This window comes from Tolumonas lignilytica, from assembly GCF_000527035.1.
GTDB lineage: Bacteria > Pseudomonadota > Gammaproteobacteria > Enterobacterales > Aeromonadaceae > Tolumonas > Tolumonas lignilytica.
Genome location: NZ_AZUK01000001.1, coordinates 621096 through 644491, shown reverse-complemented (window position 1 = coordinate 644491; position 23396 = coordinate 621096). Strand labels below are relative to the sequence as shown.

Here is a 23396-nt window from a genome sequence, read left to right as displayed (position 1 = left end):
GTTTTCAAAGGTTGTATAAGAGACCCGCTATCTGCGGGTTTCTTTTTGATAGGGATGATGATGCACACACTTGAACAACTGCGGGCGGGGAAATTAAAAGGGATCCGCCGGTTAACGCTCTGTTGCGGTTTAACGGAGTTCCCCCGAGAGATTTTCTCACTGGCAGACTCGCTGGAGATTCTTGATCTTTCGGGTAATCATCTCTCATCGTTGCCCGATGACCTCGCTCGGCTTTCCCGGCTGAAAGTGATTTTTTGTTCACAGAATCAGTTTACCCAGTTACCCGCTGTGTTGGGGCAATGTCCGTCACTTAGTATGGTTGGATTTAAATCCAATCAGATTGAGGATGTGCCGGCAGAATCGTTGCCTTCACAATTACGTTGGCTGATCCTGACGGACAATCGAGTGAAAAGCCTGCCTGATAATATCGGCGATTGTACTGCGTTACAAAAGCTCATGCTGGCCGGAAATCAGCTCTCTGAACTACCGGTCTCACTGGCTAACTGTCAGGCTTTGGAATTGATCCGGATTGCGGCCAACCGCTTGGCTGTATTTCCTGACTGGTTGTTGTCATTGCCGCGCTTAACGTGGCTGGCGTATGCAGGTAATCCATTTTCGCATCAGTTGGAACAACAGGCTTTGCGCGCTGAGCAAAGAAAAATTGACTGGCATCGGTTAGATATCGCTGAACTGCTGGGTGAGGGCGCGTCGGGCCTGATTTACCGGGCAACGCTCCGGCAAAACGATTATTTGCAACCGGTGGCCGTGAAACTGTTTAAAGGAGCGATGACCAGTGATGGTCTGCCGTTGTGCGAAATGGCCGCCACGATGAAAACCGGTCGGCATACCGGTCTGACACAAACGGTGGGCCAGATTCAGAATCATCCGGACGGCGTCGACGGTTTGGTCATGGCATTGATCCCGAATGAGTTTGGCAATCTGGCCGGGCCACCGAGTCTTGAGTCATGTACCCGCGATGTTTATCCGGCAGAACTACGCTGTTCTCAATCTGTCTTGTTGCGAATAGCCGCTCAGATCGCAGGAGCTGCTTGTCATCTGCATCAGCAAGGGGTCATGCATGGTGACCTTTATGCGCATAATATTTTATGGACAAACACAGGTGATGCCTTACTCAGTGATTTTGGTGCAGCATCATTTTTTGACCCGGCAGAGCTGCATCGTTCTGAGCAATTCCAGCGTCTGGAGGTGAGGGCGTTTGGTTGTTTATTAGAGGAACTGACGGCGCGTTGTGATGATTTAAGCGTTTCCGTTCAGGAAGCGCTGCAGCAATTGATCGCGGCTTGTTTACAACCTCAAATGGCATATCGCCCTTCATTTGCGGATATTTGCGGTCGTTTACAGCAGATTACTCAGGCTTCGTAATCATCACCAAATAGTGGCAACGTGGTTGAGGCTTCGTCTTCCGGCGTTGCCTGTTTTTGTTGTGCCGCGAGTAATCGGCGGTATTTGCGTTGCTTACAAAGACGGATAATTTCGCGTTGCTGTGGCGGCGTATATTTCAGCCAGTTGAAACGCTCTTCACGAGAACGGAAACAGCCCAGACAGTAACCTTTGTTATCTGTCTGGCAATATCCGATGCAAGGACTGGGAATAGGAAAGAGTTCCAGTTGTTCCTGATGGTTTGCTTCACCCATGTTGCCGCGCCACCACGTATTGATCAGAAACGATAGATCATCATCATACCATAAGTTGCGTCACCATCTTGATGACTTATTTTCGGGGCGATGTACAACTTATCTGTGGCATAAGAACCAACTGCGGCGCCAAAAGTACCAACGACGACATCAAGCACTGAAAAATGCCCACCCAAGGCATAATCACCTGCCTCACCTAAAAAAGCTTCTGATGTACTGACGACAAAACCGGTCATGGCGGGGTGTTTATTTTCCGGCCAATATTTGTCGGTGAGCACAGTGGTTCCACTTGCGATGGCCGTATTGCCGATAAAATGGCTGAGTTCAGCATTAAAGCTGTCGTTAGCCTGTGCGGCAGAAGTGATGAGTAATGTGCTGAATAGGATCCATGTTTGAGACTTCATCATGTTATCCCTCATGTAGTGATGGCGGTGCCTTCATTCACATTAATTTTAGAACTCTTTTGGCGATGTCCCTCTCATTTCTAAGGAAATTTACTGATTTTGCCAAATGGCACACAGGATCCTCTCTAACATTAACGTATTGATAATGATGTGGGAAAGTTCTGGCTTGGATCAGATGTTCCGGGCTTGAGGGATACTGGAATATGTCAGGAGACCTTTAGCATGAATGAAATTGCGTTGGCAGTGAGTGTGTTATCTCTGGTAGCCATAGTGGGATTGTGGCTTGGAAACTTGCGGGTTTATGGCGTGGGGTTAGGCATCGGCGGCGTGTTATTTGGCGGGATAGCTGTTGGTCATTTTGCGAAGTTATATGGGCTGGTTATTGATTTTCATACACTCGATTTTATCCGGGAATTTGGTCTTATCTTATTTGTGTATACCATCGGGATCCAGGTCGGCCCGGGCTTTTTTGCTTCGTTACGTTCATCGGGATTAAAGTTGAATGCGTTCGCTGCGTTATTGGTGGTGCTGGGCGCCGTGATCGCGGTGATTATTCATAAAGTCTTAAATATTCCATTACCTGTAATTTTGGGCATTTATTCCGGCTCGGTGACCAATACGCCTTCATTGGGAGCGGGGCAATTAATGTTGAGCTCGCTGGGGGCAGATTCCAATGTGATGGCACTGAGTTATGCCGTAGCCTATCCATTCGGTATTTGCGGCATCCTGCTTTCTATGTGGCTGGTCAGATTGGTTTTCAGGATCAATGTAGACAGTGAGGCCCGGTTATATCAGCAACAATCTGGCTTGGGACATGCCGGATTGCAGACGATGAATGTGGAAGTTAAAAATACGAATCTTAATGGACTGACCTTACAGGAAATTCCGGATTTAGAGGAAGGTGAGGTGGTCTGTTCCCGCCTGAAACGAAATAACGAATTGCTGGTTCCTAAATCAGATACTGTGATTCAGTTGGGGGATCTGTTGCATCTGGTTGGTGATAAGAAAGCGCTGCGTAAGGTCAGACTGGTTATTGGTGATGAAGTGGCTGCCTCGCTGTCAACCCAGGGCACAGACATGCGGGTGGAACGGGTGGTGGTGACGAATGAGAAAGTATTGGGTAAAAATCTGGGCGAGCTGCAATTTAAAAATAAATACGATGTGGTGGTTTCACGTTTAAACCGGGCGGGTATCGAATTGGTGCCAACCAGTGGCTCAGGATTGCAATTCGGCGACATTCTGAATCTGGTGGGGCGGCCTGAAGCGATTGATGCCGTTGCTGGGGTGGTGGGGAATGCGCAGAACAAATTGCAACAGGTGCAGATGTTACCTGTATTTATCGGTATTGGATTGGGGGTATTGGTCGGATCGATTCCCTTTTATGTACCGGGATTTTCGGCGGCGTTATCACTGGGGCTGGCGGGTGGACCGCTGATTGTGGCGTTAATACTATCCCGTATTGGTAATGTCGGTTCTTTGTATTGGTTTATGCCGCCGAGCGCGAATTTGGCGTTACGTGAAATCGGGATCGTTTTGTTTTTATCGGTGGTCGGTCTGAAATCAGGGGGCGGATTTATTGCGACTTTGATTCATGGTGACGGGTTACTCTGGATGGCATGTGGTGCGGCAATCACTTTACTCCCATTACTGATCGTGGGTGTGCTGGCCAGAATCTTCGGGCGGATAAATTACTTGTCGTTGTGCGGCTTGATGGCCGGGTCGATGACAGATCCCCCAGCATTGGCTTTTGCCAATGCGATCCATCCAACCTGTGATGCGGCTTCCTTATCGTATGCGACGGTTTATCCGATGGTGATGTTTTTACGCATTATTTCACCGCAACTGTTGATTATCTTGTTGTGGAGCGGCGGTTAGACGTTCGCTGAAAATAACAAAGCCACCGAGATCGGTGGCTTTGTCGTATGGGCGAGGCATTAAGACAATAATGCGCGCGCTTTCGCTAAAACATTCTCATCGCTAAACCCAAACAGTTTGAACAACTGGTCTGCCGGTGCAGATTCACCAAAGCTGGTCATGCCAATCACGTCACCATCCAACCCGGTGTAGCGCTCCCAGTAACCGGCAATACCGGCTTCAATCGCGAGGCGTGCTCGGACGGCTTTAGGCAGAACCTGTTCTTTGTACTCTGCCGATTGTTTGTCAAAACGCTCGGTACAGGGTAACGAAACGACTCTGACTTTCTTACCTTCTGCCTGGAGTGTGTTGGCGGCATTGATGGCAAGGCTGACCTCAGAACCTGTCGCCATGATGATGAGCTCCGGCGTGCCGTCACAATCTTTGAGGATGTAGCCACCGCGTTCGATGTCACTGAGCTGTTGGCCTGTTCTTGCCTGTTGCGTCAGTGCCTGACGGCTGAAGATCAGCGCGCTTGGGCCGTTTGCCCGCTCAATCGCGGCTTTCCACGCAACAGCACTTTCTACCTGATCGCATGGGCGCCAGGTTTCCATATTCGGTGTTAAGCGCAGGCTGGCCAGTTGCTCTACTGGTTGGTGTGTCGGGCCGTCTTCCCCCAGACCAATCGAATCATGGGTATAGACGAAAATAGAACGTTGCTTCATCAGTGCAGCCATACGTACGGCGTTGCGGGCATATTCCATAAACATCAGGAAGGTGCCGCCGTAAGGGATAAACCCACCATGCAGCGCCATGCCATTCATGATGGCAGACATGCCAAACTCACGGACGCCATAGTGCATGTAGTTCCCTTGCGGAACATCGACACTCACATCAAGAGCTGATGTGTGGCGGGTGAGGTTTGATGGGGCTAGATCCGCAGAGCCACCCAATAGTTCAGGCAGTATCTTGGCGTATTGATTCAGTGCTTTCTGGCTGGCCTGACGACTGGCTATGTTGGCCGGATTAGCCTGCAAGTCGGCGATATAGGCGTTGGCTTGTTCGGCCCAGTTTGTTGGCAACTGGCCTGAGCATCGACGAAGGAGTTCGGCTGCTAACTCTGGGTATTCGGCGCGATAGGCGCTGAAATGTTGTTGCCAGTTGGCCTGATAATGTTGCCCCTGTTCTTTGGCATTCCACGCCTGATAGATATTCTGCGGAATTTCAAAAGGAGCGTGAGGCCATTTCAGGAATTCTCGTACATGGGCGATTTCGTCTTTACCCAAGGGTGCACCGTGGCAATCATGACTGCCGGATTTATTCGGTGAACCGTAACCGATAATGGTTTTGCAGCAGATCAGGGTTGGGCGTTGTGTATCGGCTTGGGCTTCCTGAATAGCTTGTTCAATTTCCTGCGGATTGTGTCCGTCGACAGAATCCAGAACCTGCCAGCCGTAAGCGCGGAAACGAGCGGGAGTATCATCAGTGAACCAACCATCCACATGACCATCAATTGAGATACCGTTGTCATCCCAGAAGGCTATCAATTTACCAAGGCCTAATGTTCCGGCCAAAGAGCAGACTTCATGCGAAATGCCTTCCATCAGACAGCCATCACCCATAAACGCATAGGTGTAATGGTCAATGATGTTGTGTCCGGGTTTATTGAATTGTGCCGCCAGAATTTTTTCAGACAGCGCCATACCGACGGCATTGGCGATACCCTGACCGAGCGGGCCAGTGGTGGTTTCAATACCAGGCGCATAACCATGTTCCGGGTGCCCCGGTGTTTTGGAATGCAGTTGGCGGAATTGTTTTAAATCGTCAATAGAAAGTTCATAACCGGTCAGGTGTAACAGGGAATAGAGCAGCATCGAGCCGTGACCGTTGGATAACACAAAGCGGTCGCGGTTCAGCCATTGTGGGTCGGCTGGGTTATGTTTTAAATGATGACGCCACAGCACTTCGGCGATATCGGCCATGCCCATTGGAGCACCAGGGTGGCCGGAGTTGGCCTGTTGTACTGCATCGACACTGAGCATGCGCACGGCATTGGCAAGGGTTTTAGCATCTAAACTCATTTAGAAAACTCCAGTTTCAAGCTAAGGAATTAGTTCAATTAAATAAATAGGAATCTTGATAAGACTGGCGTTGATGGGGCGGAAACAACACAAATGGGAAACGAGGAATGATATCCCTGTCGGATGACCCTCCGCGCCACGGATGGCGCGGCGGAGTTCCCATGGATGGGTTTATGACGTGTCAGGAGACAGGGATATGGTTCCGAGCCACTGACCTTGAATCAAACGCCCCATCCACTACGCCCAAACCAACTACGCCAACCGTGTCGCCAACAACTGCTCCAGTTTCACCTGGTCAATGGCAAAGTTACGAATGCCTTCCGCCAGTTTCTCGGTTGCCATGGCATCTTCGTTGTGTTGCCAGCGGAATTCGGCTTCAGTCATGGCGGCAGGACGCGCGACACGAGAGCCGTCATCGGACAATGCACGAACCAATTCGCCAGAGGTTTCCTCTAATTCTTTTAGCAGATTGGGGCTGATAGTCAGGCGATCACAACCCGCCAGTGCCAGCACTTCATCCAGATTACGGAAGCTCGCGCCCATTACCACAGTGGCACAGCCGTGTTGTTTGTAATATTGGTAAATGGCTTTGACGGATAACACGCCAGGATCTGTTTCGGCGGTGTAGGTTTGACCTGTTTTCGCTTTGTACCAATCCAGAATTCGACCAACGAATGGGGAAATCAGATAGGCTCCGGCTTCAGCACAGGCGCGCGCTTGCGCGAAGCTGAACAGCAACGTCAGGTTGCAGTTAATGCCTTCTTTTTCGAGCTGTTCGGCAGCGCGAATACCTTCCCATGTGGAGGCGATCTTTATCAGCACACGTGAACGTGGAATTCCCTGATATTCATACAGACCAATCAGTTTGCGGGCTTTTTCGATGGTGGCTTGGGTATCAAACGACAGACGGGCATCGACTTCGGTCGAGATGCGGCCCGGTACATGTTTTAACACTTCACAGCCGATGGCGACGATCAGACGATCAGCCGCTTCTTCAATTTGAGTCGCCACGTCGCCGGAAAGCTGTTTGGCTTGAGTAATCACAGTTTCCAGCAACGGGGCATATTCCGGGCTGGAGACGGCTTTGAGAATCAATGATGGGTTAGTGGTTGCATCTTCGGGAGAATACATCTTAATGGCGGGAAGTTCGCCAGTGTCGGCAACCACAGTGGTGACGGCACGTAATTGTTGTAACAAACTGCTCACGATGACTCCTTGTCACTCTGAATGGCTCTAATTAATTTATACAGATGTTATACCCCCGTCTGGTAACGGAGGTGTTAAATTTATTTACAAAATTTGTGATAAACCTCATTCCAGAGAATTTCCTTCTTCAACTCTGGAATCGTGGTGTTCTCATCAATGAGCAGGAATTCAATGCCGGTCATTTCAGCGTAGATCCGCAGATATTCGGCATCGAGCGCCTGACTGAATACGGAATGGTGCGCCGCACCAGCCAGGATCCAGGCTTCTGCACCGACTTCCAGATTTGGTTTTGGTTCCCACAACGCACAGGCGACAGGCAGTTTTGGCAGAGACTGTGGCAGATCGACCACATCCAGATTGTTGACGACCAGACGGAAACGGTTGCCCATGTCAATCAGGCTGGCATTTACGGCTTTTCCTGCTGGCGCAGAGAACAGCAGGCGCGCTGGCGGTGCTTTTTTACCAATGCCTAAGTGTTGAACGTCCAGCACTGGTTTTTTGCCAGCAATCGATGGGCAGACTTCCAGCATATGTGCACCCAGTACCAGGTTGTTACCTTCCTCCAGATGATAGGTATAATCTTCCATGAACGAGGTGCCGCCTGGCAGACCATGTCCCATCACTTTTAATGTTCTAAGCAGTGCCGCTGTTTTCCAGTCACCTTCCGCGCCAAAGCCATAGCCCTGTTGCATCAGACGCTGACAGGCCAACCCCGGTAACTGATGGATGCCGTACAGATCTTCAAAGGTGGTGGTAAAGGCACCGAAACCGCCGTTTTGCAGGAATTTTTTCATCCCCAATTCCTGACGGGCAGCTTCATACAGTGATTCCCGGTATGTGCTACCGACTTTCACGGCGTCAGTCAGCGTATAAGCGGTTTCATATTCATCCAGCAGCGCGTTGATGTCGCCAGCGGAAACTGCATTGATCACGTTGACCAGATCACCAACTGGATGGTAGTTCACCTGATAGCCAAACTGGATCTGTGCTTCGACTTTATCGCCTTCAGTCACCGCCACATTACGCATGTTATCGCCGAAACGTGCCACTTTCATGTTCTTGCTGTCATAGACAGCGGCTGCAATACGCATCCAGCGGGCGATTTTGGCGTGAGCGGCTTTATCTTCCCAATAACCTACCACCACAGTGCGAGGCAGGCGTAAACGGGCACCCATAAACCCGAATTCACGACCACCGTGAGCGGTCTGGTTCAGGTTCATGAAATCCATGTCGATCTCGCCCCATGGCAGATCTTTATTGAATTGGGTATGGAATTGCAGCAGCGGTTTGTTCAACTGCGTCAGTGCAGGGATCCACATTTTGGCAGGCGAGAAGGTGTGCATCCACACCATGACACCAACGCATTGCTGGCTGTGGTTGGCATCGCGGGCAATGGCAGATATTTCATCAAGTGTTGTGCCGGTTGGTTTCAGCACAATCTTCAACGGCAAACCTGCGGCTTCGTTTAACTGATTCGTGATGGTTTGTGCATGATCAGCCACTTGTTTCAGCGTTTCCGGGCCGTATAAATGTTGGCTACCGACTACAAACCAGACTTCTAATTGTTTTAAAAATTCCATGATTCATTCCTCGTCTATTATTTTGCGGTTGATTGACCGTAATAAGCATTTTTTCCATGTTTGCGCTGGTAGTGTTTTTCCAGCATGTAATCAGGTAGTGCAGCAGCCTGTGGGTTCAATTGATGAGTGATCCATGCCATCCGTGCGACTTCTTCCAGCACGACAGCGTTGTGCACGGCATCATGTGCATCCTTGCCCCAACTGAAGGGGCCGTGATTGGCCACCAGAATGCCGGGCATGGTCAGCGGTGGTGTTTCCTGCAGTGTTTCAACAATCAGATGCCCCGTCAGACCTTCGTAGTCTTCGTGAACTTCTGATTCTGATAACAGCCGGGTGCAGGGAACATTGCCGTGGAAATAGTCGGCCTGTGTCGTTCCCTGAATTGGGATTTCACGGCGCGCCTGCGCCCATGCGGTCGCATGGGTAGAGTGGGTATGCACCATGCCACCCAGTTCTGGATAGCGGCGGTACATCACCAGATGGGTTGGGGTATCGGAAGAAGGACGCAGCGTTCCCTCGACACGGTTTCCTTGCAGATCCAATACCACCATGTCATTGACTTTCATCGTTTCGTAGCTGACGCCGCTGGGTTTGATCACCACCAGCCCGCGTTCGCGGTCGATAGCGCTGACATTACCCCAGGTGAACGTCACCAGGTTGTAACGAGGCAAATCGAGATTTGCCTCCAGCACTTGTTGTTTCAGTTGTTGCAGGCTCATTCTGATTTCCCCTCGTTGTAGAGTGGTTCAGCGGCTTCGCTCCATTTCAGATAACGCTGGTAGAGCGCTTCGTATTCAGTGACCTTTTCCGGTTGCGGCTGATAGGTGCGTTCAATGGCACTGGCCATTGTTTCTTGTGCTGCATTGATAGATGGGTAGATATCGGCAGCCACAGCCGCAAAAATCGCGGCGCCTAAGGCGCAGCACTGATCAGAGGCAACCACCTGAATCGGACGGTTCATCACATCAGCGCACACCTGCATCACGGTGGTAGATTTGCGGGCAATACCGCCCAGTGCGGTGACTTGCTCCACCGGCACATCCTGACTGGTCATGCATTCCATGATGCTGCGGGCACCGAAGGCGGTGGAGGCGATCAGCGAACCGAACATATCTGGTGCATCCGAACCCAGATTCAGGCCGGTGATCGTGCCTTTCAGGCGTTGGTTGGCGTAAGGGGTGCGGCGGCCATTGAACCAGTCGAGCACCACTGGCAGATGGGTTAGATCGATCTGTTTATCCCAGGCTTGAGTCAGCGATGGCAGCATCTGCTGTTTGTAGTTTTCCAGTGCGGTGCGCAGTTCCGGGTAGGTTTTGACCAGTTGATCCAGCGGCCAGCTCAACAGGCGCTGATACCAGGCGTAGATATCCCCGAAGGCAGATTGTCCGGCTTCCAGACCGATCATGCCGGGCACAACACTGCCATCGACCTGTCCGCAGATCCCGGCAATTGCACGATTGCCGATGGTTTTGTAATCCGCAATCAGAATGTCGCAGGTGGAAGTGCCGATGACTTTGACCAGCGTATTCAGGCTGGCACCGGCACCGACCGCGCCCATATGGCAGTCAAAAGCACCACCGGCAATCATCACGGTTTCAGGCAGATCCAGTCGCGCCGCCCATTCCGGGGTAATTTTGCCAACCGGGATGTCGGCGGTATAAGTGTCGGTGAACAGTGGATAATCCAGATCTTTGGTCAGCAGTGGATCTAACGCATTGAGGAAATCTGCTGGTGGCAGACCACCCCATTCCGGATGCCACAACGATTTGTGACCGGCTGAGCAGCGACCGCGTTTGATATCTTTCGGCGCCTGAGTGCCACTCAGCAGAGCAGGAACCCAGTCGCAGAGTTCGATCCAGTTACAGGCGGCTTCACGTACGGCTGCATCGGCACGGGAAACGTGCAGGATCTTGGCCCAAAACCATTCAGAAGAGTAAATCCCACCAATATATCGGCTGTAATCAGCAAATTTTCCGCTGTGGCAAAGCTCGGTAATGGTTTCGGCTTCACTGATGGCGGTGTGATCTTTCCAGAGCACAAACATCGCATTCGGGTTGCTGGCAAATTCTTCGCGCAGTGCCAGCACGTTGCCGTCAGCATCGATCGGGGCAGGGGTGGAGCCAGTCGTGTCGACACCGATGCCACGAATTGCCGCGCGTTGTGCTGGTTCCAGCAAGGCAACCACTTGTTTGACGGCTTGCTCCATCGACTCGATATAGTCAAGCGGGTGATGACGGAACTGATTGCGGATCGCGTCGCAATATTTGCCTTCGCTCCAGCGTGGGTAATAAACCACGTGGGTGGCGAGCTCGGCACCGTCTCGGCAACGCACGGCTAATGCCCGTACGGAGTCGCTGCCGAAGTCCAGACCGATGACGATGTGCTCTGACATGGTGTTCTCCTGAAATAGTAATTAGGGAAATCTCTGTGCTGGAACCATAGGAGAATAAAGCACCAGTTGGTTAGTAATTGGCTGCTGTAAATATGGATATATTGGCTATCTAATGTGGTTGTGTCGGTCAGTTCAAATTTCGATATGTAGCAGAATTGCTAAAGATATAGACGAAATGGCTACAATTTTTCTGCGTGATCCAGGTCTCTAAATTTCTCAGGGAAAACGATTACAACTAATAGCGTTCAATCAACGAAGTCGATAAACAACTGTTTTAGCTTGCTGTTTTTCAGGTTGATGCAAACAAACTCAAATGAAGCATCAAATAATTGAACTAATAGACACAACAGCTGGAGACAACACCATGAATAAAATGGTTAAAAATCTAATCGCTGCAGGTTTGGCGCTTGGTATAGCAAATTCTGCTTTTGCAGCAGAGAAGTTGAAACTGGGATATCTGGTCAAGCAACCCGAAGAACCTTGGTTTCAGACTGAATGGGCATTTGCAGATAAAGCCGGTAAGGATATGAATTTTGATGTGATCAAAATCGCCGTACCGGACGGTGAAAAAACACTGAATGCGATTGATAGTCTCGCTGCCAATGGTGCGAAAGGCTTTGTCATTTGCACACCAGATCCAAAACTAGGCCCAGCCATCATGGCGAAGGCAAAAAGTCTGGATCTGAAAGTGATCACAGTTGATGACCAGTTTGTGAATGCCAAAGGCAAGCCAATGACTGATGTACCATTGGTCATGATGGCTGCAACCAAAATCGGTGAACGTCAGGGTCAGGAACTCTATAAAGAGATGACTAATCGTCATTGGGATCTCAAAGATTCTGGTGTGTTAGCCATCACCGCCAATGAGCTGGACACCGCTCGTCGTCGTGTTGAAGGCTCTCTCAGTGCCCTGAAAGCAGCCGGATTCCCAGACGCTCAGATCTACAGCGTACCAACTAAAACCAACGATATTCCAGGTGCATTGGATGCCGCAAACTCCATGCTGGTACAACATCCTAATGTGAAAAACTGGCTGATTGTGGGCATGAATGACAACACCGTATTAGGTGGTGTACGTGCGACTGAAGGTCAGGGTTTCAAAGCTGAAAACGTGATCGGTATTGGTATCAACGGTGTGGACGCGGTAAACGAGCTGTCTAAATCCAAAGCGACCGGCTTCTATGGTTCTCTGCTGCCAAGCCCGGATATTCACGGTTACAAGAGTATTCAGATGCTGCACGACTGGGTAGCGAAAGGGGTTGAACCTGCCAAATTCACAGAAGTGACTGACGTAGTGCTGATCACTCGTGACAACTTCAAAGTCGAGCTGAAGAAAAAAGGTCTGTAATCGGAATCAACAAGCTCCGGCATGGAGGAAAGTCCATGCCGGGCGCGGAGTGAAAAAATGAATCAGTCAGTCCCTTATCTGGAATTTTGCGGCATCAGCAAAGAATTCCCCGGCGTGAAAGCATTGCAGAATGTGTCCTTCTCCTGCCGTGAAGGAACCGTGCATGCACTGATGGGTGAAAATGGCGCTGGTAAATCCACACTACTGAAAATTCTCAGCGGATTTCAGACACCAAGTGAAGGTGTCATCAAGCTGGGTGGCAGAGAAATGGCGTTCCAGAATACGGTGGACGCACTGGAAAATGGTATTGCGATTATTTATCAGGAACTGCATCTGGTTCCGGAAATGACGATCGCAGAAAACATCTATCTTGGCCAGCTTCCCACCAAGCATGGCTTTATTGATAAAGAAAAATTGTATCAGGATGCGGCCCGGCAACTGGCGCGTCTGGGTATGGATGTTTCACCGGAAACACCGCTGAAATATCTCTCTTTAGGGCAGTGGCAAATGGTCGAAATTGCCAAAGCGCTGACACGTGACGCGCGGGTAATTGCCTTCGATGAACCGACCAGTAGTCTTTCCTCCCGCGAAATCGAGCAGTTGTTCCGCGTTATTAATCAGCTGCGCGATGAAGGCAAAGTCATTCTATATGTCTCGCATCGTATGGATGAAATCTTTGAACTTTGTGATGCGATCACGGTGTTCAAGGATGGACAATTTGTCCGCACCTTTGAATCTATGGATGAAGTAGATCGTGACCTGTTGGTGAAAACCATGGTGGGTCGTGATTTGACGGATATCTACGGTTATGAACCACGTCCACATGGCGGAATGGGGTTGCAGGTCAGCGACCTGATGGGGCCTGGCCTGAAAGCACCGGTGTCTTTTCATGTTAAACGAGGCGAGATCCTCGGGATTTTCGGGCTGGTCGGTGCGGGCCGCAGTGAAATGCTGAAACTGATCTTTGGCGCGGAAAAAATGGCGTCCGGCGACATATGTGTATTTGGCAAGCCGGTACCGATTCGTAATCCGATTGATGCCATTCACAGCGGCATCATGCTCTGTACCGAAGACCGTAAAGCACTGGGGATCATTCCGATCCATTCCGTGCAGGAAAACATCAACATCAGTGCTCGTCGCCATAAAGCATTGGGTGGCTTCATCATCAACCAGAAGTGGGAAGATGAGAACGCCAAACTGCGTATCCGCGATATGCGCGTGAAAACGCCATCTCCTCATCAGGCAATTGCCAATCTGTCCGGTGGTAACCAGCAGAAAGCCATTTTGGGTCGCTGGCTATCCGAAGACATGAAAGTGATCCTGCTGGATGAACCGACCCGCGGTATCGACGTGGGTGCCAAAAATGAAATCTATAACGTGATTTACGATCTGGCCAAATCCGGGATCGCCGTGGTGGTGGTTTCCAGTGAGTTGCCGGAAGTGCTGGGTGTGTCTGACCGCATCATGGTGATGCGTGAAGGGCGGATTTCCGGCGAGCTATTACACACTGAGGCTAACGAAGTGAAAGCCCTGCATCTGGCTATGCCTGCCAGACAATAACCGATTTTGGATTTGAGAAATTGAGGAGAACTATCATGGCAACAACCACGGCTGCTGCACAAGCAACGGCAAAGAAAGAGTCAACCTCGGCAGGTGTCAATCTGTCTCGCATCTGGGATCAATATGGCATGTTGGTGATTTTTGCCATCCTGTTCCTGCTGGCCAGTATGCTGATCCCGAACTTTGCCAGCTTAATCAACATGAAAGGGTTAGGTTTGGCGGTTTCGATGTCAGGGATGGTGGCCTGCGGCATGCTGTTCTGCCTGGCCTCTGGTGAATTTGATATGTCAGTCGGGTCTGTAGTGGCGTGTTCCGGCGTGACCTGCGCCGTGACCATTAATGCCACGGAAAGCATCACGATGGGCGTGCTGGCCGGGTTAGGCGTCGGGCTGCTGTTTGGTCTGATTAATGGGATCGTTGTAGCCAAATTCAAGATCAATGCCCTGATCACGACGCTGGCTACCATGCAAATGGCCCGTGGTATGGGTTACATCATCTCCGATGGTAAAGCGGTCGGGATCGTTGAAGAACGTTTCTTTGATATCGGCAACTCAGCCATGCTGGGCATTCCAACGCCAGTTTGGATCACGGCTGTCTGCTTTGTCTTGTTTGGTCTGTTACTGAATAAAACCATTTTTGGCCGCAATACACTCTCCATGGGCGGTAATGAAGAAGCATCTCGGCTGGCGGGCGTCAATGTGGTGCGCACCAAAATCATCATCTTCACGATGACTGGGCTTATCTCTGCACTGGCGGGCATTATCCTGGCTTCCCGTATGACCTCTGGTCAACCCATGACCTCCATCGGTTTTGAACTGGTTGTGATCTCTTCCTGCGTATTGGGCGGTGTTTCCATGAAAGGCGGGATCGGCAAAATTTCTTATGTGATTGCCGGGGTGTTGATTCTGGGTCTGATGGAAAATGCGATGAACCTGCTGAATATCTCACCGTTTGCGCAATATGTGGTACGTGGCTTGATCCTGCTGGCTGCCGTATTGTTCGACCGTTACAAACAAGTTCGCAAAGCACGTGTTTAGTTCATCCCATAACACGTTTTTCAGGCCAGCGGCAACGCTGGCTTTTTTTCTCAGCAACTTGTTGTTTTACAAAAAATGAGTAACGAGAGGCATACATGAAAATATCCGCCAAATTGATTCTGCTTATCAGTCTTGCTTTTATCGGATGTCTGGTCGTTGGCGGTGTCGCACTGAGGCAGATTTCGACATTGAATACCGAAATGCTCACACTCAGTGATAAGACCATTCCTGAAATCGAACAATTAAAAAATATAAATACGGCCTTTCTGGATTTACGTTTATTAGTCACTCGTCATGCTCTGTCATTTGATGGGGATGAGAAAAAAGCGCTGGATGAACATATCAAAGCGAAACAACAGCAATTGAGCCAAAGTCTGCAACGTTATAAAGCCTTGCAAGCGTCATCGAACAATCGTGTCTTTTCTGAAACGGAAAAATTATTACTCACCTATCTGACGGCGGCAGATGACGTGCTGGTGCTTTCCCGTAAATACCAGAACAGCAAAGCGCAAGAGCAAATGGTTGCTTTAACGGAACAAGGTGATCATATCACGGCCTTACTGGATAAGGCGGCGGCTGACAACCATCAGCAAGTTTTGCAGAGTCACCAGCGAACTACCCAGGTTTACCAACGAGCCTTGGGTCAACTGATTTTAGCTATTTCCGCCGTGTTGGTCGGATTAGTGCTACTGGGGGGATGGTTGTTCTGGCAGATCCGAGGGGGAATTAAAGCCGCCGTTGTCACCATCAGCCGTATCGAACAAACCCGGGATTTCACCTTACGGGCCGAGATCACCAGCAATGATGAAATTGCCCATTTGTTACAGACATTTAATGCATTAATTGCACGGCTACAGGAAAACTTCGGGCAGTTCCAGCAAGGCATTACACAAGTAACTGTCATTTCCGACCAACTGTTAAATGCGGCCAGCAACGTGGCTGAAACCGCCAATGTGCAACAGACTTCTTCCTCGCAGATGGCGGCTGCGGTGGAGGAGATGACGGTCAGTATCAATCATGTCGCCGATCAGGCACAAGGCGCGAGTGAACGTTCGCACGAAGCCGGGCATCAGGCTACAGAAGGCCTTACCGTGATTGCCAACACCGTGACCGATATTCATACCATCGCAACGGCTGTGAATGACGCCGCACAGGAATTACATAATCTCGAAGGGCAAAACCGGACCATTGCTTCGGTTATCAATGTGATCAGTGACGTCGCAGCACAAACCAACTTATTGGCTCTCAATGCCGCCATCGAAGCCGCTCGGGCCGGGGAAATGGGGCGGGGTTTTGCCGTCGTTGCCGACGAAGTTCGTAATCTGGCAGCCCGAACTGCATCAGCCACTCAGGAAATCAGCAGTATTATCAATAAAGTACAAAATCTCTCTGCCAGTGCCGTGCTGCGAATGCAGGAAGCGGTCGAAAAGGTGGATGCAGGGGTTAGCAGTGCGCAAGAAGCCAGCCTGAAGATGAATGAAATTTGTCATGTTGCTGGTGATAGCGAAGCGCTAGTGCAAGACATTTCCCATGCCATTCGAGAACAGGGACAGGCAACGGATGTGATTGCCCAACAGGTCGAAACCGTCGCTCAACAGGCGAATGAGAACAACAGTTCAGCGGCTGCCTGTCAGAAGCTGGCCAATGAACTGACGGGGATTGCACACGGCATGAATGATGTTTTGCATTCTTATCGCTTGTGAGCATGAGCCGAGATAAAGGTGATAACGTTTACATTCAAGAGACTGACAATTGTGATCGAATTCAATTACTCAGCGGAATTATCCATGTCGGATATAACAGATTAATGGTGGCTGACTACAATGCATAAAGCTGATTTTTTTACAGAGAAGCTCTTTTCCGCTATGTCCACCATGCAAAAAGACAAACCTAAACAGCTTAATCCATTGCTGCCTGGGTATGCATTTGATGTATTTCTGGTCTCCGGTATGACACCGATTGAAAAAGGTGGCGTGCTGGATTTCATCATTGATCGTCCGAATGGCATGAAGGGATATATCATCAACCTGACGGTCAAAGGGAAGGGGAAAATCTTTTCCGGTGCGAATGAATTCATTGTCAAACCCGGCGATTTACTCTTGTTTCCGCCTGATGCCGTGCATTACTACGGACGAGCAGATGACAGCGAAGAGTGGTATCACCGTTGGGTTTATTTCCGTCCTCGCGCCTATTGGGCTGATTGGCTGAAATGGCCACATGAGGTGGAAAAAGTAGGCTACATCACCTTGCCTGATCCTCATTTGGCGAACGAATTTGACAGTCTGTTTCTGGAGATCGAAGAGACGCACAAAGAGATCCGGCCAATGTCAGAGCAGCTGGCTATGAATCTACTGGAACGTCTGCTGATCCGTTGCTACGAAATTTCGTCATTGGCCGACCATGCCCCGATGGATCACCGTATCCTCGAAGCCTGTCAGATCCTCAGTACCTCACTGTCGGCCGAGATCACGATCGAAGCGTTGGCGGAACAGGTTTTTCTGTCACCATCCCGGCTGGCGCACCTGTTCCGAGAACAAGTCGGTGTCAGCATTGTGCGCTGGCGTGAAGATCAGCGGATCATCCGCGCCAAGCTCCTGTTGCAGACCACCCCCATGCCGGTGGCCGTGATTGGGCAACAGGTGGGTTATGACGATCAACTCTATTTTTCACGGGTATTCAAAAAGCGGGTCGGGGTCAGCCCCAGCGAATATCGCAAGAGTGCCAGCCCGCTGTGAGATCAGCCGTCAATCGGCTGCCGTGGTGTGGGTAGCAGTAGCTGGTAAAAGGCCAGATCCAACCAGTCGCCAAATTTAAATCCGGCATGTCGGATGGTTCCGGCATGCACAAACCCCAGTTTTTCATGCAACGCGATACTGCCTAGATTGCTGGCATCGATGCTGCCGATCAGGGTGTGATAATTTTGCTCCTGTGCGAGCGCGATTAAGTGCTGCATCAACGTTTGTGCAATCCCCTGACCGCGATATGCCTTGGCAACATAAACGGAATGTTCCAGCGTGTATTTGTTGGCCGGATAGGCCCGGAAGCTGCCATAGCTGGCAAATCCCATCAGTTCACCTGACTCATTCTCGAGACCAATGACCGGATAATTGCCGAGTTCTTTATTTTTAAACCATGACACCATGTTTTCCATGGTGCGAGCCTGATAATCATACAGGGCGGTGGAGTGCAAAATAGCATCATTAAAGATGGCGAGAATTGCGGCGGCGTGCCGCTCATAACTACATGAGATGATTTGCATATGAAGTAGGTTATGCCGGAATTACGATGAGTGATAGCATAAGTGCATTCTTATTTCGCGTCAGTAAAAACGTAATGTCTTATTCAAAATGGAATTTATTTCGCAAAGGCTGGATTGATACGCTGCCATTGGTGGTGGCGGCTGCGCCATTTGGTGTGTTGTATGGTGCGCTGGCGATCGAGAATGGTTTGAGTCTCTGGTCTGTATTGGGCATGTCATTGCTGGTTTACGCAGGCGCATCGCAATTTATCGCCGTCACACTGTTGGCTTCGGCCACTGCGCTCCCTGTGATCTGCCTGACCGTGTTTATCGTGAATCTGCGGCATATGTTGTATGCGGCGACACTGATGCCTCATGTGCGGGAAATTTCGCTGCCACGACGCACGCTAATGGCCTTCTGGCTCACCGATGAAACTTTTGCAGTCGTCAGCCAGCGTTTGCAGACCGAGGTACAACGCGGTGAGCTGGTCTGGTATTACTTGGGTTCCGCTTTGTTTATGTATTCCAACTGGGCACTGTGTACCTTGGTGGGAGTTACCGTCGGGAGGCAGTTACCCAATATGACCGCCTGGGGGCTCGATGTCGCCATGGTCGTCGCGTTTATCAGCATTGTTGTACCCGCACTGAAACGGTTCCCGCAATGGGCCTGTGCCGCGGTTGCTGTCGTGTGCAGTATTCTCATGCGGGATTGGCCGAACCAGAGTGGGCTGATGATCGCCTCCCTACTGGCTGTCGTGACAGGAATGGTCTTGGAAAAGGGAGCGAAAAAATGAACCACTGGCTGTTGATCACTGGCATGATGCTCGCCACTTTTTTACCCCGTTATCTGCCGCTGCTACTGGCAGGAAAGATGGTGTTTCCCGAATGGCTGGAACGTGCTTTCAACTATGTTCCGATCGCAGTATTGAGTGCAATCATTGCTCAAACTACGCTGATTCATAATGGCGCTGTTCAGTTCAACTGGAACAATGCCCATTTGATCGCTGCCATCGTGGCTTTTGTAGTCGCGCTGAAATGTAATCGACAATTGGTGGTGATTGGCTGCGGCCTGCTGGCGTTTGGATTGATGCGCTGGTGGTTGTAATGCTTTGACTGTATGAGAGGGTTGTTATGCTGAATTTAGATCCGAAAACAACGGCACTGGTCTTAATTGATCTGCAAAAAGGAATTCTTGAATTACCCCTGACACCATACTCAGCGACGGAAATTACAGAGAATGCGCTGCACTTTTCGGCTCAATGCCGAGACGCCGGGGTCACCGTGGTATTGGTCAAAGTTACCTGGCAGGCCGATCTGCAGGATGTCTTGCGTATCGCGGTTGATAAACCGATGCATCGCAATGAGTTACCGGCAAACTGGGATACGCTGGCCGATCATTTACAGCAACCGGGTGATTTAATGGTAGTAAAACGGCAGTGGGGGGCATTCTACGGCACCGACCTGGATTTGCAGTTACGTCGCCGTGGCATCAAAACTATCGTGTTGGGCGGTATCGTCACCAATTTTGGCGTCGAATCAACGGCCAGAAATGCCTGGGAACATGGTTATGAGGTGGTGATCGCGGAAGACCTTTGCAGCAGCGTTGATGAGGCAATGCATCAATTTGCTGTTGAGCAGATTTTTCCAAGGATCAGCCGGGTTCGGACAACTGCTGAGCTACAGTTTCAGTGAAAGAAAAAGGGCGTCATCGTGACGCCCTTCTAGACTTACTTGGTCAACAGACGCTGGTGCAGTTTCTGCACAACCAGTGAAGCATCAGCTTCTGGCACCAGGAAGCAGAGGTTATGCGTGCTGGCACCGTAGCAGATCATGCGTACATTGTGTTCGCTGACCGCATCGAAAACTTGCGTACCCACGCCGTTCACTTCACTCATGCGATTACCGATCAGCGCGACCAGTGCTAAATCACTTTCTACTTTCACTTTGCAGAACGCATTCAGCTCGTCTAATACGCCATCGTGCAACACGGAACGGCCATTTGACTGGCTGCCGGTTTGATCCAGCGTGATAGCCACACTGATTTCAGAAGTCGTGATCAGATCGACCGAGATCCCGTGTTTAGCCAGAATGGTGAATACCTGCGCCAGAAAACCACAGGCATGCAGCATGTTCGGGCTGTGCAATGTCAGCAGGATCTGGTTACGACGTAATGCAACGGCACGGAACAGCGGGCTGGATTCAGTGGTATCACGCACCCAGGTTCCACCGGCTGACGGATCTTTGCTGGAACCGACAAATACCGGAATACCTTTACGTACCGCAGGTTGCAGCGTGGCCGGATGCAATACTTTAGCACCGAAAGTGGCCATTTCAGCTGCTTCGGCGAAGGTGATTTCCGGAATAGGGTGTGCTTCTTTCACCATGCGTGGATCGGTGGTGTAGATCCCCGGCACGTCAGTCCAGATTTCCAGCTCATCAACACTCAGCGCTTCTGCCAGTAGGGCGGCACTAAAATCACTGCCACCGCGTCCCAGTGTTGTGGTTTGTCCATCGGCATTGGCACCGATGAAACCCTGAGTGATCACGATATGATCTTTCAGTAATGCTGCCATCTCTTGCTGTGCCAGATTGTGAATGGCTTCAATGGCGGGGGTTGCACGGCCAAAACGGCTGTCGGTACGCATGATTTTACGCACATCAAACCACACAGCCTTATGACCCAACTGGTTCATCATTTCGGTGAACAGACGAGTCGACATCAGTTCGCCTTGTGCCACCAGACGGTCTTCCAGTGCGGCATCGCTGTTTTGTGTCGCCTGACGCGCCATATCAGCGATCTCTTTCAGAACGCCATCAATGGTTTCGCGCAGCGGCGAGGGGTTGCCTAATCCTTTCAGGATGTTGTCCTGAATGGTTTTCAATTTTTGGAGGTGAATTTCCTGCTCGGCCGCCGACAATGTGCCGCGTGCCAGATCAACCAGCAGGTTGGTAACCCCAGAACTGGCACTTAACACCACAACACGGGTATTAGCAGTCTGAGTAACGATGGCTGCGCAACGGCGCATGGCTTCGGCATCGGCGACACTTGTGCCACCAAATTTAGCAACAGTAACCTTGCTCACGGGCTCTCCTTGAATAAGCAGGTATAACAAACTGATACAACGAAGGTGCAACTTGTGCGGCAGGAAGGGATATTCTTTCCAGCCAGAAGCGCTCCACCCTCAGGTGACAGCCCGAGGGATTCAGCCCTCGCAGCCGACAAACTTGATCGCCAAAGATCGCATTCATCTCGGCGTTACACCCCCTGACTGACCTTCAACGGTTCTGGCACCTGTTGTCAGCGACCTGGGTAACGCTCCTCTTCTGGCCCCATTTAATTCATCAGCGGATAGCAAATCTATGCGTATCTGTGCTGTGTTTGATGGGGTGCAAACTTAGTCATTTGCCCGCCCATTGTAACAGGCGATCACCAAAAAGGGGAATAGTTACCACGCGATCAAGAGTCAACAAAACTAAATATTGAATGATTTCAGTGCTTTTTATTCGGGGGAAGTGTGATGGATGTTTAATTTTATGTTAATGACCCGTAACGGATGCAACAAAGTGTGATGACTGACACGAACCACAATAGGGCAAATTGATAGATTGCGCTCCGTGGAAACCAGAAATCTCCATTGCCAAACCGGGGCCGGACAATTTTACGGCCCCGTCTTTTTTTGCTTCTTTTGTTCTCTTATAAATCCTTCATCAGAATTTTAGAGCGGCGCTGGTAGTTATACAGACGCTGTTTTTCCATTGGTAACGCACTGACTTCTACCGGTTCAAAGCCGCGTTCACGGAACCAGTGGATGGAACGGGTCGTCAACACAAACAGCTTCTGCATGTTCTTTGAGCGCGCCAGATCTTCAATCTGCGAGACCAGACGGTCGCCGCGGTTAGAGCTGCGATATTCCGGATGCACTGCAACACAGGCCATTTCAGCCATGCGTTCTTCCTTGAAGGGATACAACGCCGCACAGGCGATGATCATGCCGTCTCGTTCGATGATGAAGAAATTATCGATCTGCATTTCCAGTTGCTCGCGGGAACGCTTTACCAGAATGCCTTCTGCTTCCAGCGGGCGGATCAGATCCATGATGCCACCGATATCATCGATGGTGGCAGAGCGGGCCTGTTCAGCGCTATGACGCACTATCTGGGTACCGATCCCGTCACGGGTAAACAGTTCCTGTACCAGTGCACCGTCTTCACGGTAACTGACCAGGTGGCTACGTGGTACACCGCCGCGGCAGGCAGCAATGGCAGAGCGGAAATAACGTGCAGTCCCTGAGCTGTCATCGCCGGCTTCTTCCAGTCGTGTTAAATATTCCTCAGCCTGTTCAGGGAACAGTTCAGGAACGACTTCGCCCTTATCGTTGATAACCCCCTGATGAGAACAGAAGGAGATCAGTTTGTTGGCATTCAGCGCGATAGCGACTTTCGCAGCCACTTCTTCTGAACTGACGCTGAAGCTTTCACCTGTTACGGAGAAACCCAGTGGGGAGATCAAGACAATGTTTTGCTGATCAAGCTGACGTTTGATGCCATCTGCATCCACACGACGCACGCGACCACCGTGGAAATAATCGACGCCTTCATCGACACCCAACGGTTGTGACGTCACGAAGTTACCGCTTACCACGTTCAGGTGTGCGCCAGCCATCGGAGTATTGATCAGGCCCATCGACATTTTCGCCATGATGTCCATCTGCATACCGCCGCAGACTTGCTTGATCACACTAAACGTTTCATCATCGGTGACGCGGACATGCTTATGAAAGCGCAGAGGAATATTATCCTGAATCAGTGCCGCATCTATTTGCGGGCGGGCACCGAAAACCAATACCAGCCTGATCCCTAGACTATGCAGCAGGGCGATATCTGCAATCAGCGAGGAAAAGTTTTCATCAGCAACTGTTTCACCACTCAGCATGATCACGAATGTAGAACCACGGTGGTGGTTTACATACGGTGTTGAATGACGGAACGCATGCACCAGCATTGCATCTCTTTCACGTACCATGGTCGGTCATGTCCTAAC

The 23396-nt window shown here is 50.5% G+C and carries 20 protein-coding genes and 1 riboswitch; of the genes, 10 read left to right on the top strand and 10 right to left on the bottom strand.

The window, feature by feature from the left end; genetic code table 11:
- Positions 1 to 60 precede the first annotated feature (60 nt).
- Positions 61 to 1383 (top strand): leucine-rich repeat-containing protein kinase family protein, encoded by a 1323-nt coding sequence (locus tag H027_RS0102980; protein ID WP_024871050.1) that lies wholly within the window; start codon positions 61 to 63, stop codon positions 1381 to 1383.
- On the opposite strand, the gene H027_RS0102975 is transcribed toward H027_RS0102980, so the two are convergent.
- Positions 1371 to 1655, bottom strand: coding sequence for a DUF1289 domain-containing protein (locus H027_RS0102975; RefSeq protein WP_024871049.1), 285 nt, complete (start codon positions 1653 to 1655; stop codon positions 1371 to 1373). The genes H027_RS0102980 and H027_RS0102975 overlap by 13 nt on opposite strands.
- A gap of 23 nt (positions 1656 to 1678) precedes the next feature.
- A complete protein-coding gene (locus tag H027_RS0102970) occupies positions 1679 to 2059 on the bottom strand; it encodes a hypothetical protein (protein ID WP_038149415.1) in 381 nt (126 codons plus the stop codon).
- Between the two features lie 222 nt (positions 2060 to 2281).
- Between H027_RS0102970 and H027_RS0102965 the strand changes: the two genes are divergently transcribed.
- Complete coding sequence (locus H027_RS0102965) at positions 2282 to 3934, top strand: putative transporter (RefSeq protein WP_024871047.1); 1653 nt, start codon at positions 2282 to 2284, stop codon at positions 3932 to 3934.
- A gap of 59 nt (positions 3935 to 3993) precedes the next feature.
- On the opposite strand, the gene tkt is transcribed toward H027_RS0102965, so the two are convergent.
- The 5 genes from tkt to H027_RS0102940 all read right to left on the bottom strand — a co-directional run bounded on the left by tkt (position 3994) and on the right by H027_RS0102940 (position 11172).
- Entirely contained in the window at positions 3994 to 5994 is a 2001-nt protein-coding gene (gene tkt, locus H027_RS0102960; protein WP_024871046.1) for a transketolase, read from the bottom strand.
- A 252-nt stretch (positions 5995 to 6246) separates the two neighbouring features.
- Entirely contained in the window at positions 6247 to 7200 is a 954-nt protein-coding gene (tal, locus tag H027_RS0102955) for a transaldolase (RefSeq protein ID WP_024871045.1), read from the bottom strand.
- 80 nt (positions 7201 to 7280) lie between these two features.
- Positions 7281 to 8780, bottom strand: coding sequence for an L-arabinose isomerase (gene araA, locus H027_RS0102950; RefSeq protein ID WP_024871044.1), 1500 nt, complete (start codon positions 8778 to 8780; stop codon positions 7281 to 7283).
- 17 nt (positions 8781 to 8797) lie between these two features.
- Positions 8798 to 9499 (bottom strand): L-ribulose-5-phosphate 4-epimerase, encoded by a 702-nt coding sequence (locus tag H027_RS0102945; protein ID WP_038149143.1) that lies wholly within the window; start codon positions 9497 to 9499, stop codon positions 8798 to 8800.
- Positions 9496 to 11172: a ribulokinase gene (locus H027_RS0102940; RefSeq protein ID WP_024871042.1), complete on the bottom strand. Its 1677-nt coding sequence runs from the start codon at positions 11170 to 11172 to the stop codon at positions 9496 to 9498. The genes H027_RS0102945 and H027_RS0102940 overlap by 4 nt, the downstream gene beginning before the upstream one ends.
- Positions 11173 to 11536: 364 nt before the next feature.
- Between H027_RS0102940 and H027_RS0102935 the strand changes: the two genes are divergently transcribed.
- The 5 genes from H027_RS0102935 to araC all read left to right on the top strand — a co-directional run bounded on the left by H027_RS0102935 (position 11537) and on the right by araC (position 17852).
- Positions 11537 to 12520 carry an arabinose ABC transporter substrate-binding protein gene (locus tag H027_RS0102935; RefSeq protein WP_024871041.1) on the top strand — a complete coding sequence of 328 codons (984 nt, stop codon included), beginning with the start codon at positions 11537 to 11539 and terminating at the stop codon, positions 12518 to 12520.
- A gap of 57 nt (positions 12521 to 12577) precedes the next feature.
- Entirely contained in the window at positions 12578 to 14080 is a 1503-nt protein-coding gene (gene araG, locus H027_RS0102930; protein ID WP_024871040.1) for an L-arabinose ABC transporter ATP-binding protein AraG, read from the top strand.
- 35 nt (positions 14081 to 14115) lie between these two features.
- The gene (gene araH, locus H027_RS0102925) at positions 14116 to 15117 is read left to right on the top strand and encodes an L-arabinose ABC transporter permease AraH (protein WP_024871039.1); all 1002 of its coding nucleotides are present in this window, start codon (positions 14116 to 14118) and stop codon (positions 15115 to 15117) included.
- A 95-nt stretch (positions 15118 to 15212) separates the two neighbouring features.
- Positions 15213 to 16820: a methyl-accepting chemotaxis protein gene (locus H027_RS0102915; RefSeq protein ID WP_024871038.1), complete on the top strand. Its 1608-nt coding sequence runs from the start codon at positions 15213 to 15215 to the stop codon at positions 16818 to 16820.
- Positions 16821 to 16940: 120 nt separating this feature from the next.
- On the top strand, positions 16941 to 17852 hold the full coding sequence (araC, locus tag H027_RS0102910; protein ID WP_024871037.1) for an arabinose operon transcriptional regulator AraC: 912 nt from the start codon (positions 16941 to 16943) through the stop codon (positions 17850 to 17852).
- 2 nt (positions 17853 to 17854) lie between these two features.
- Here the strand turns inward: araC and H027_RS0102905 are convergent, their stop codons facing one another.
- A complete protein-coding gene (locus H027_RS0102905) occupies positions 17855 to 18376 on the bottom strand; it encodes a GNAT family N-acetyltransferase (protein ID WP_024871036.1) in 522 nt (173 codons plus the stop codon).
- 26 nt (positions 18377 to 18402) lie between these two features.
- Between H027_RS0102905 and H027_RS0102900 the strand changes: the two genes are divergently transcribed.
- Genes H027_RS0102900 through H027_RS0102890 form a run of 3 tightly spaced genes read left to right on the top strand, consistent with a single transcriptional unit; the run spans position 18403 to position 20047 of the window.
- On the top strand, positions 18403 to 19149 hold the full coding sequence (locus H027_RS0102900; RefSeq protein ID WP_081741360.1) for an AzlC family ABC transporter permease: 747 nt from the start codon (positions 18403 to 18405) through the stop codon (positions 19147 to 19149).
- Positions 19146 to 19460 carry an AzlD domain-containing protein gene (locus H027_RS0102895; protein WP_024871034.1) on the top strand — a complete coding sequence of 105 codons (315 nt, stop codon included), beginning with the start codon at positions 19146 to 19148 and terminating at the stop codon, positions 19458 to 19460. The genes H027_RS0102900 and H027_RS0102895 overlap by 4 nt, the downstream gene beginning before the upstream one ends.
- 26 nt (positions 19461 to 19486) lie before the next feature.
- Positions 19487 to 20047, top strand: coding sequence for a hydrolase (locus H027_RS0102890; RefSeq protein WP_024871033.1), 561 nt, complete (start codon positions 19487 to 19489; stop codon positions 20045 to 20047).
- Between the two features lie 35 nt (positions 20048 to 20082).
- On the opposite strand, the gene lysC is transcribed toward H027_RS0102890, so the two are convergent.
- Together lysC and argA are read right to left on the bottom strand one after the other, a co-directional pair.
- Positions 20083 to 21438, bottom strand: a complete 1356-nt coding sequence (lysC, locus tag H027_RS0102885; RefSeq protein WP_024871032.1) for a lysine-sensitive aspartokinase 3 — start codon at positions 21436 to 21438, stop codon at positions 20083 to 20085.
- A 78-nt stretch (positions 21439 to 21516) separates the two neighbouring features.
- Positions 21517 to 21687, bottom strand: a riboswitch (Lysine riboswitch).
- Positions 21688 to 22049: 362 nt separating this feature from the next.
- The gene (gene argA / locus H027_RS0102880) at positions 22050 to 23378 is read right to left on the bottom strand and encodes an amino-acid N-acetyltransferase (RefSeq protein WP_024871031.1); all 1329 of its coding nucleotides are present in this window, start codon (positions 23376 to 23378) and stop codon (positions 22050 to 22052) included.
- Between the last annotated feature and the right edge of the window lie 18 nt (positions 23379 to 23396).

Excerpts from the sequence above, each read along its gene's own strand:
- araA (WP_024871044.1), bottom strand. The coding sequence starts at position 8,780 with ATGGAATTTTTAAAACAATTAGAAGTCTGGTTTGTAGTCGGTAGCCAA.
- araG (WP_024871040.1), top strand. The coding sequence starts at position 12,578 with ATGAATCAGTCAGTCCCTTATCTGGAATTTTGCGGCATCAGCAAAGAA.
- H027_RS0102940 (WP_024871042.1), bottom strand. The coding sequence starts at position 11,172 with ATGTCAGAGCACATCGTCATCGGTCTGGACTTCGGCAGCGACTCCGTA.
- H027_RS0102970 (WP_038149415.1), bottom strand. The coding sequence starts at position 2,059 with ATGAAGTCTCAAACATGGATCCTATTCAGCACATTACTCATCACTTCT.
- H027_RS0102890 (WP_024871033.1), top strand. The coding sequence starts at position 19,487 with ATGCTGAATTTAGATCCGAAAACAACGGCACTGGTCTTAATTGATCTG.
- tkt (WP_024871046.1), bottom strand. The coding sequence starts at position 5,994 with ATGAGTTTAGATGCTAAAACCCTTGCCAATGCCGTGCGCATGCTCAGT.
- H027_RS0102980 (WP_024871050.1), top strand. The coding sequence starts at position 61 with ATGCACACACTTGAACAACTGCGGGCGGGGAAATTAAAAGGGATCCGC.
- araH (WP_024871039.1), top strand. The coding sequence starts at position 14,116 with ATGGCAACAACCACGGCTGCTGCACAAGCAACGGCAAAGAAAGAGTCA.
- H027_RS0102965 (WP_024871047.1), top strand. The coding sequence starts at position 2,282 with ATGAATGAAATTGCGTTGGCAGTGAGTGTGTTATCTCTGGTAGCCATA.
- H027_RS0102900 (WP_081741360.1), top strand. The coding sequence starts at position 18,403 with ATGAGTGATAGCATAAGTGCATTCTTATTTCGCGTCAGTAAAAACGTA.
- H027_RS0102905 (WP_024871036.1), bottom strand. The coding sequence starts at position 18,376 with ATGCAAATCATCTCATGTAGTTATGAGCGGCACGCCGCCGCAATTCTC.
- H027_RS0102895 (WP_024871034.1), top strand. The coding sequence starts at position 19,146 with ATGAACCACTGGCTGTTGATCACTGGCATGATGCTCGCCACTTTTTTA.
- H027_RS0102935 (WP_024871041.1), top strand. The coding sequence starts at position 11,537 with ATGAATAAAATGGTTAAAAATCTAATCGCTGCAGGTTTGGCGCTTGGT.
- H027_RS0102915 (WP_024871038.1), top strand. The coding sequence starts at position 15,213 with ATGAAAATATCCGCCAAATTGATTCTGCTTATCAGTCTTGCTTTTATC.
- araC (WP_024871037.1), top strand. The coding sequence starts at position 16,941 with ATGCATAAAGCTGATTTTTTTACAGAGAAGCTCTTTTCCGCTATGTCC.
- H027_RS0102975 (WP_024871049.1), bottom strand. The coding sequence starts at position 1,655 with ATGGGTGAAGCAAACCATCAGGAACAACTGGAACTCTTTCCTATTCCC.
- argA (WP_024871031.1), bottom strand. The coding sequence starts at position 23,378 with ATGGTACGTGAAAGAGATGCAATGCTGGTGCATGCGTTCCGTCATTCA.
- H027_RS0102945 (WP_038149143.1), bottom strand. The coding sequence starts at position 9,499 with ATGAGCCTGCAACAACTGAAACAACAAGTGCTGGAGGCAAATCTCGAT.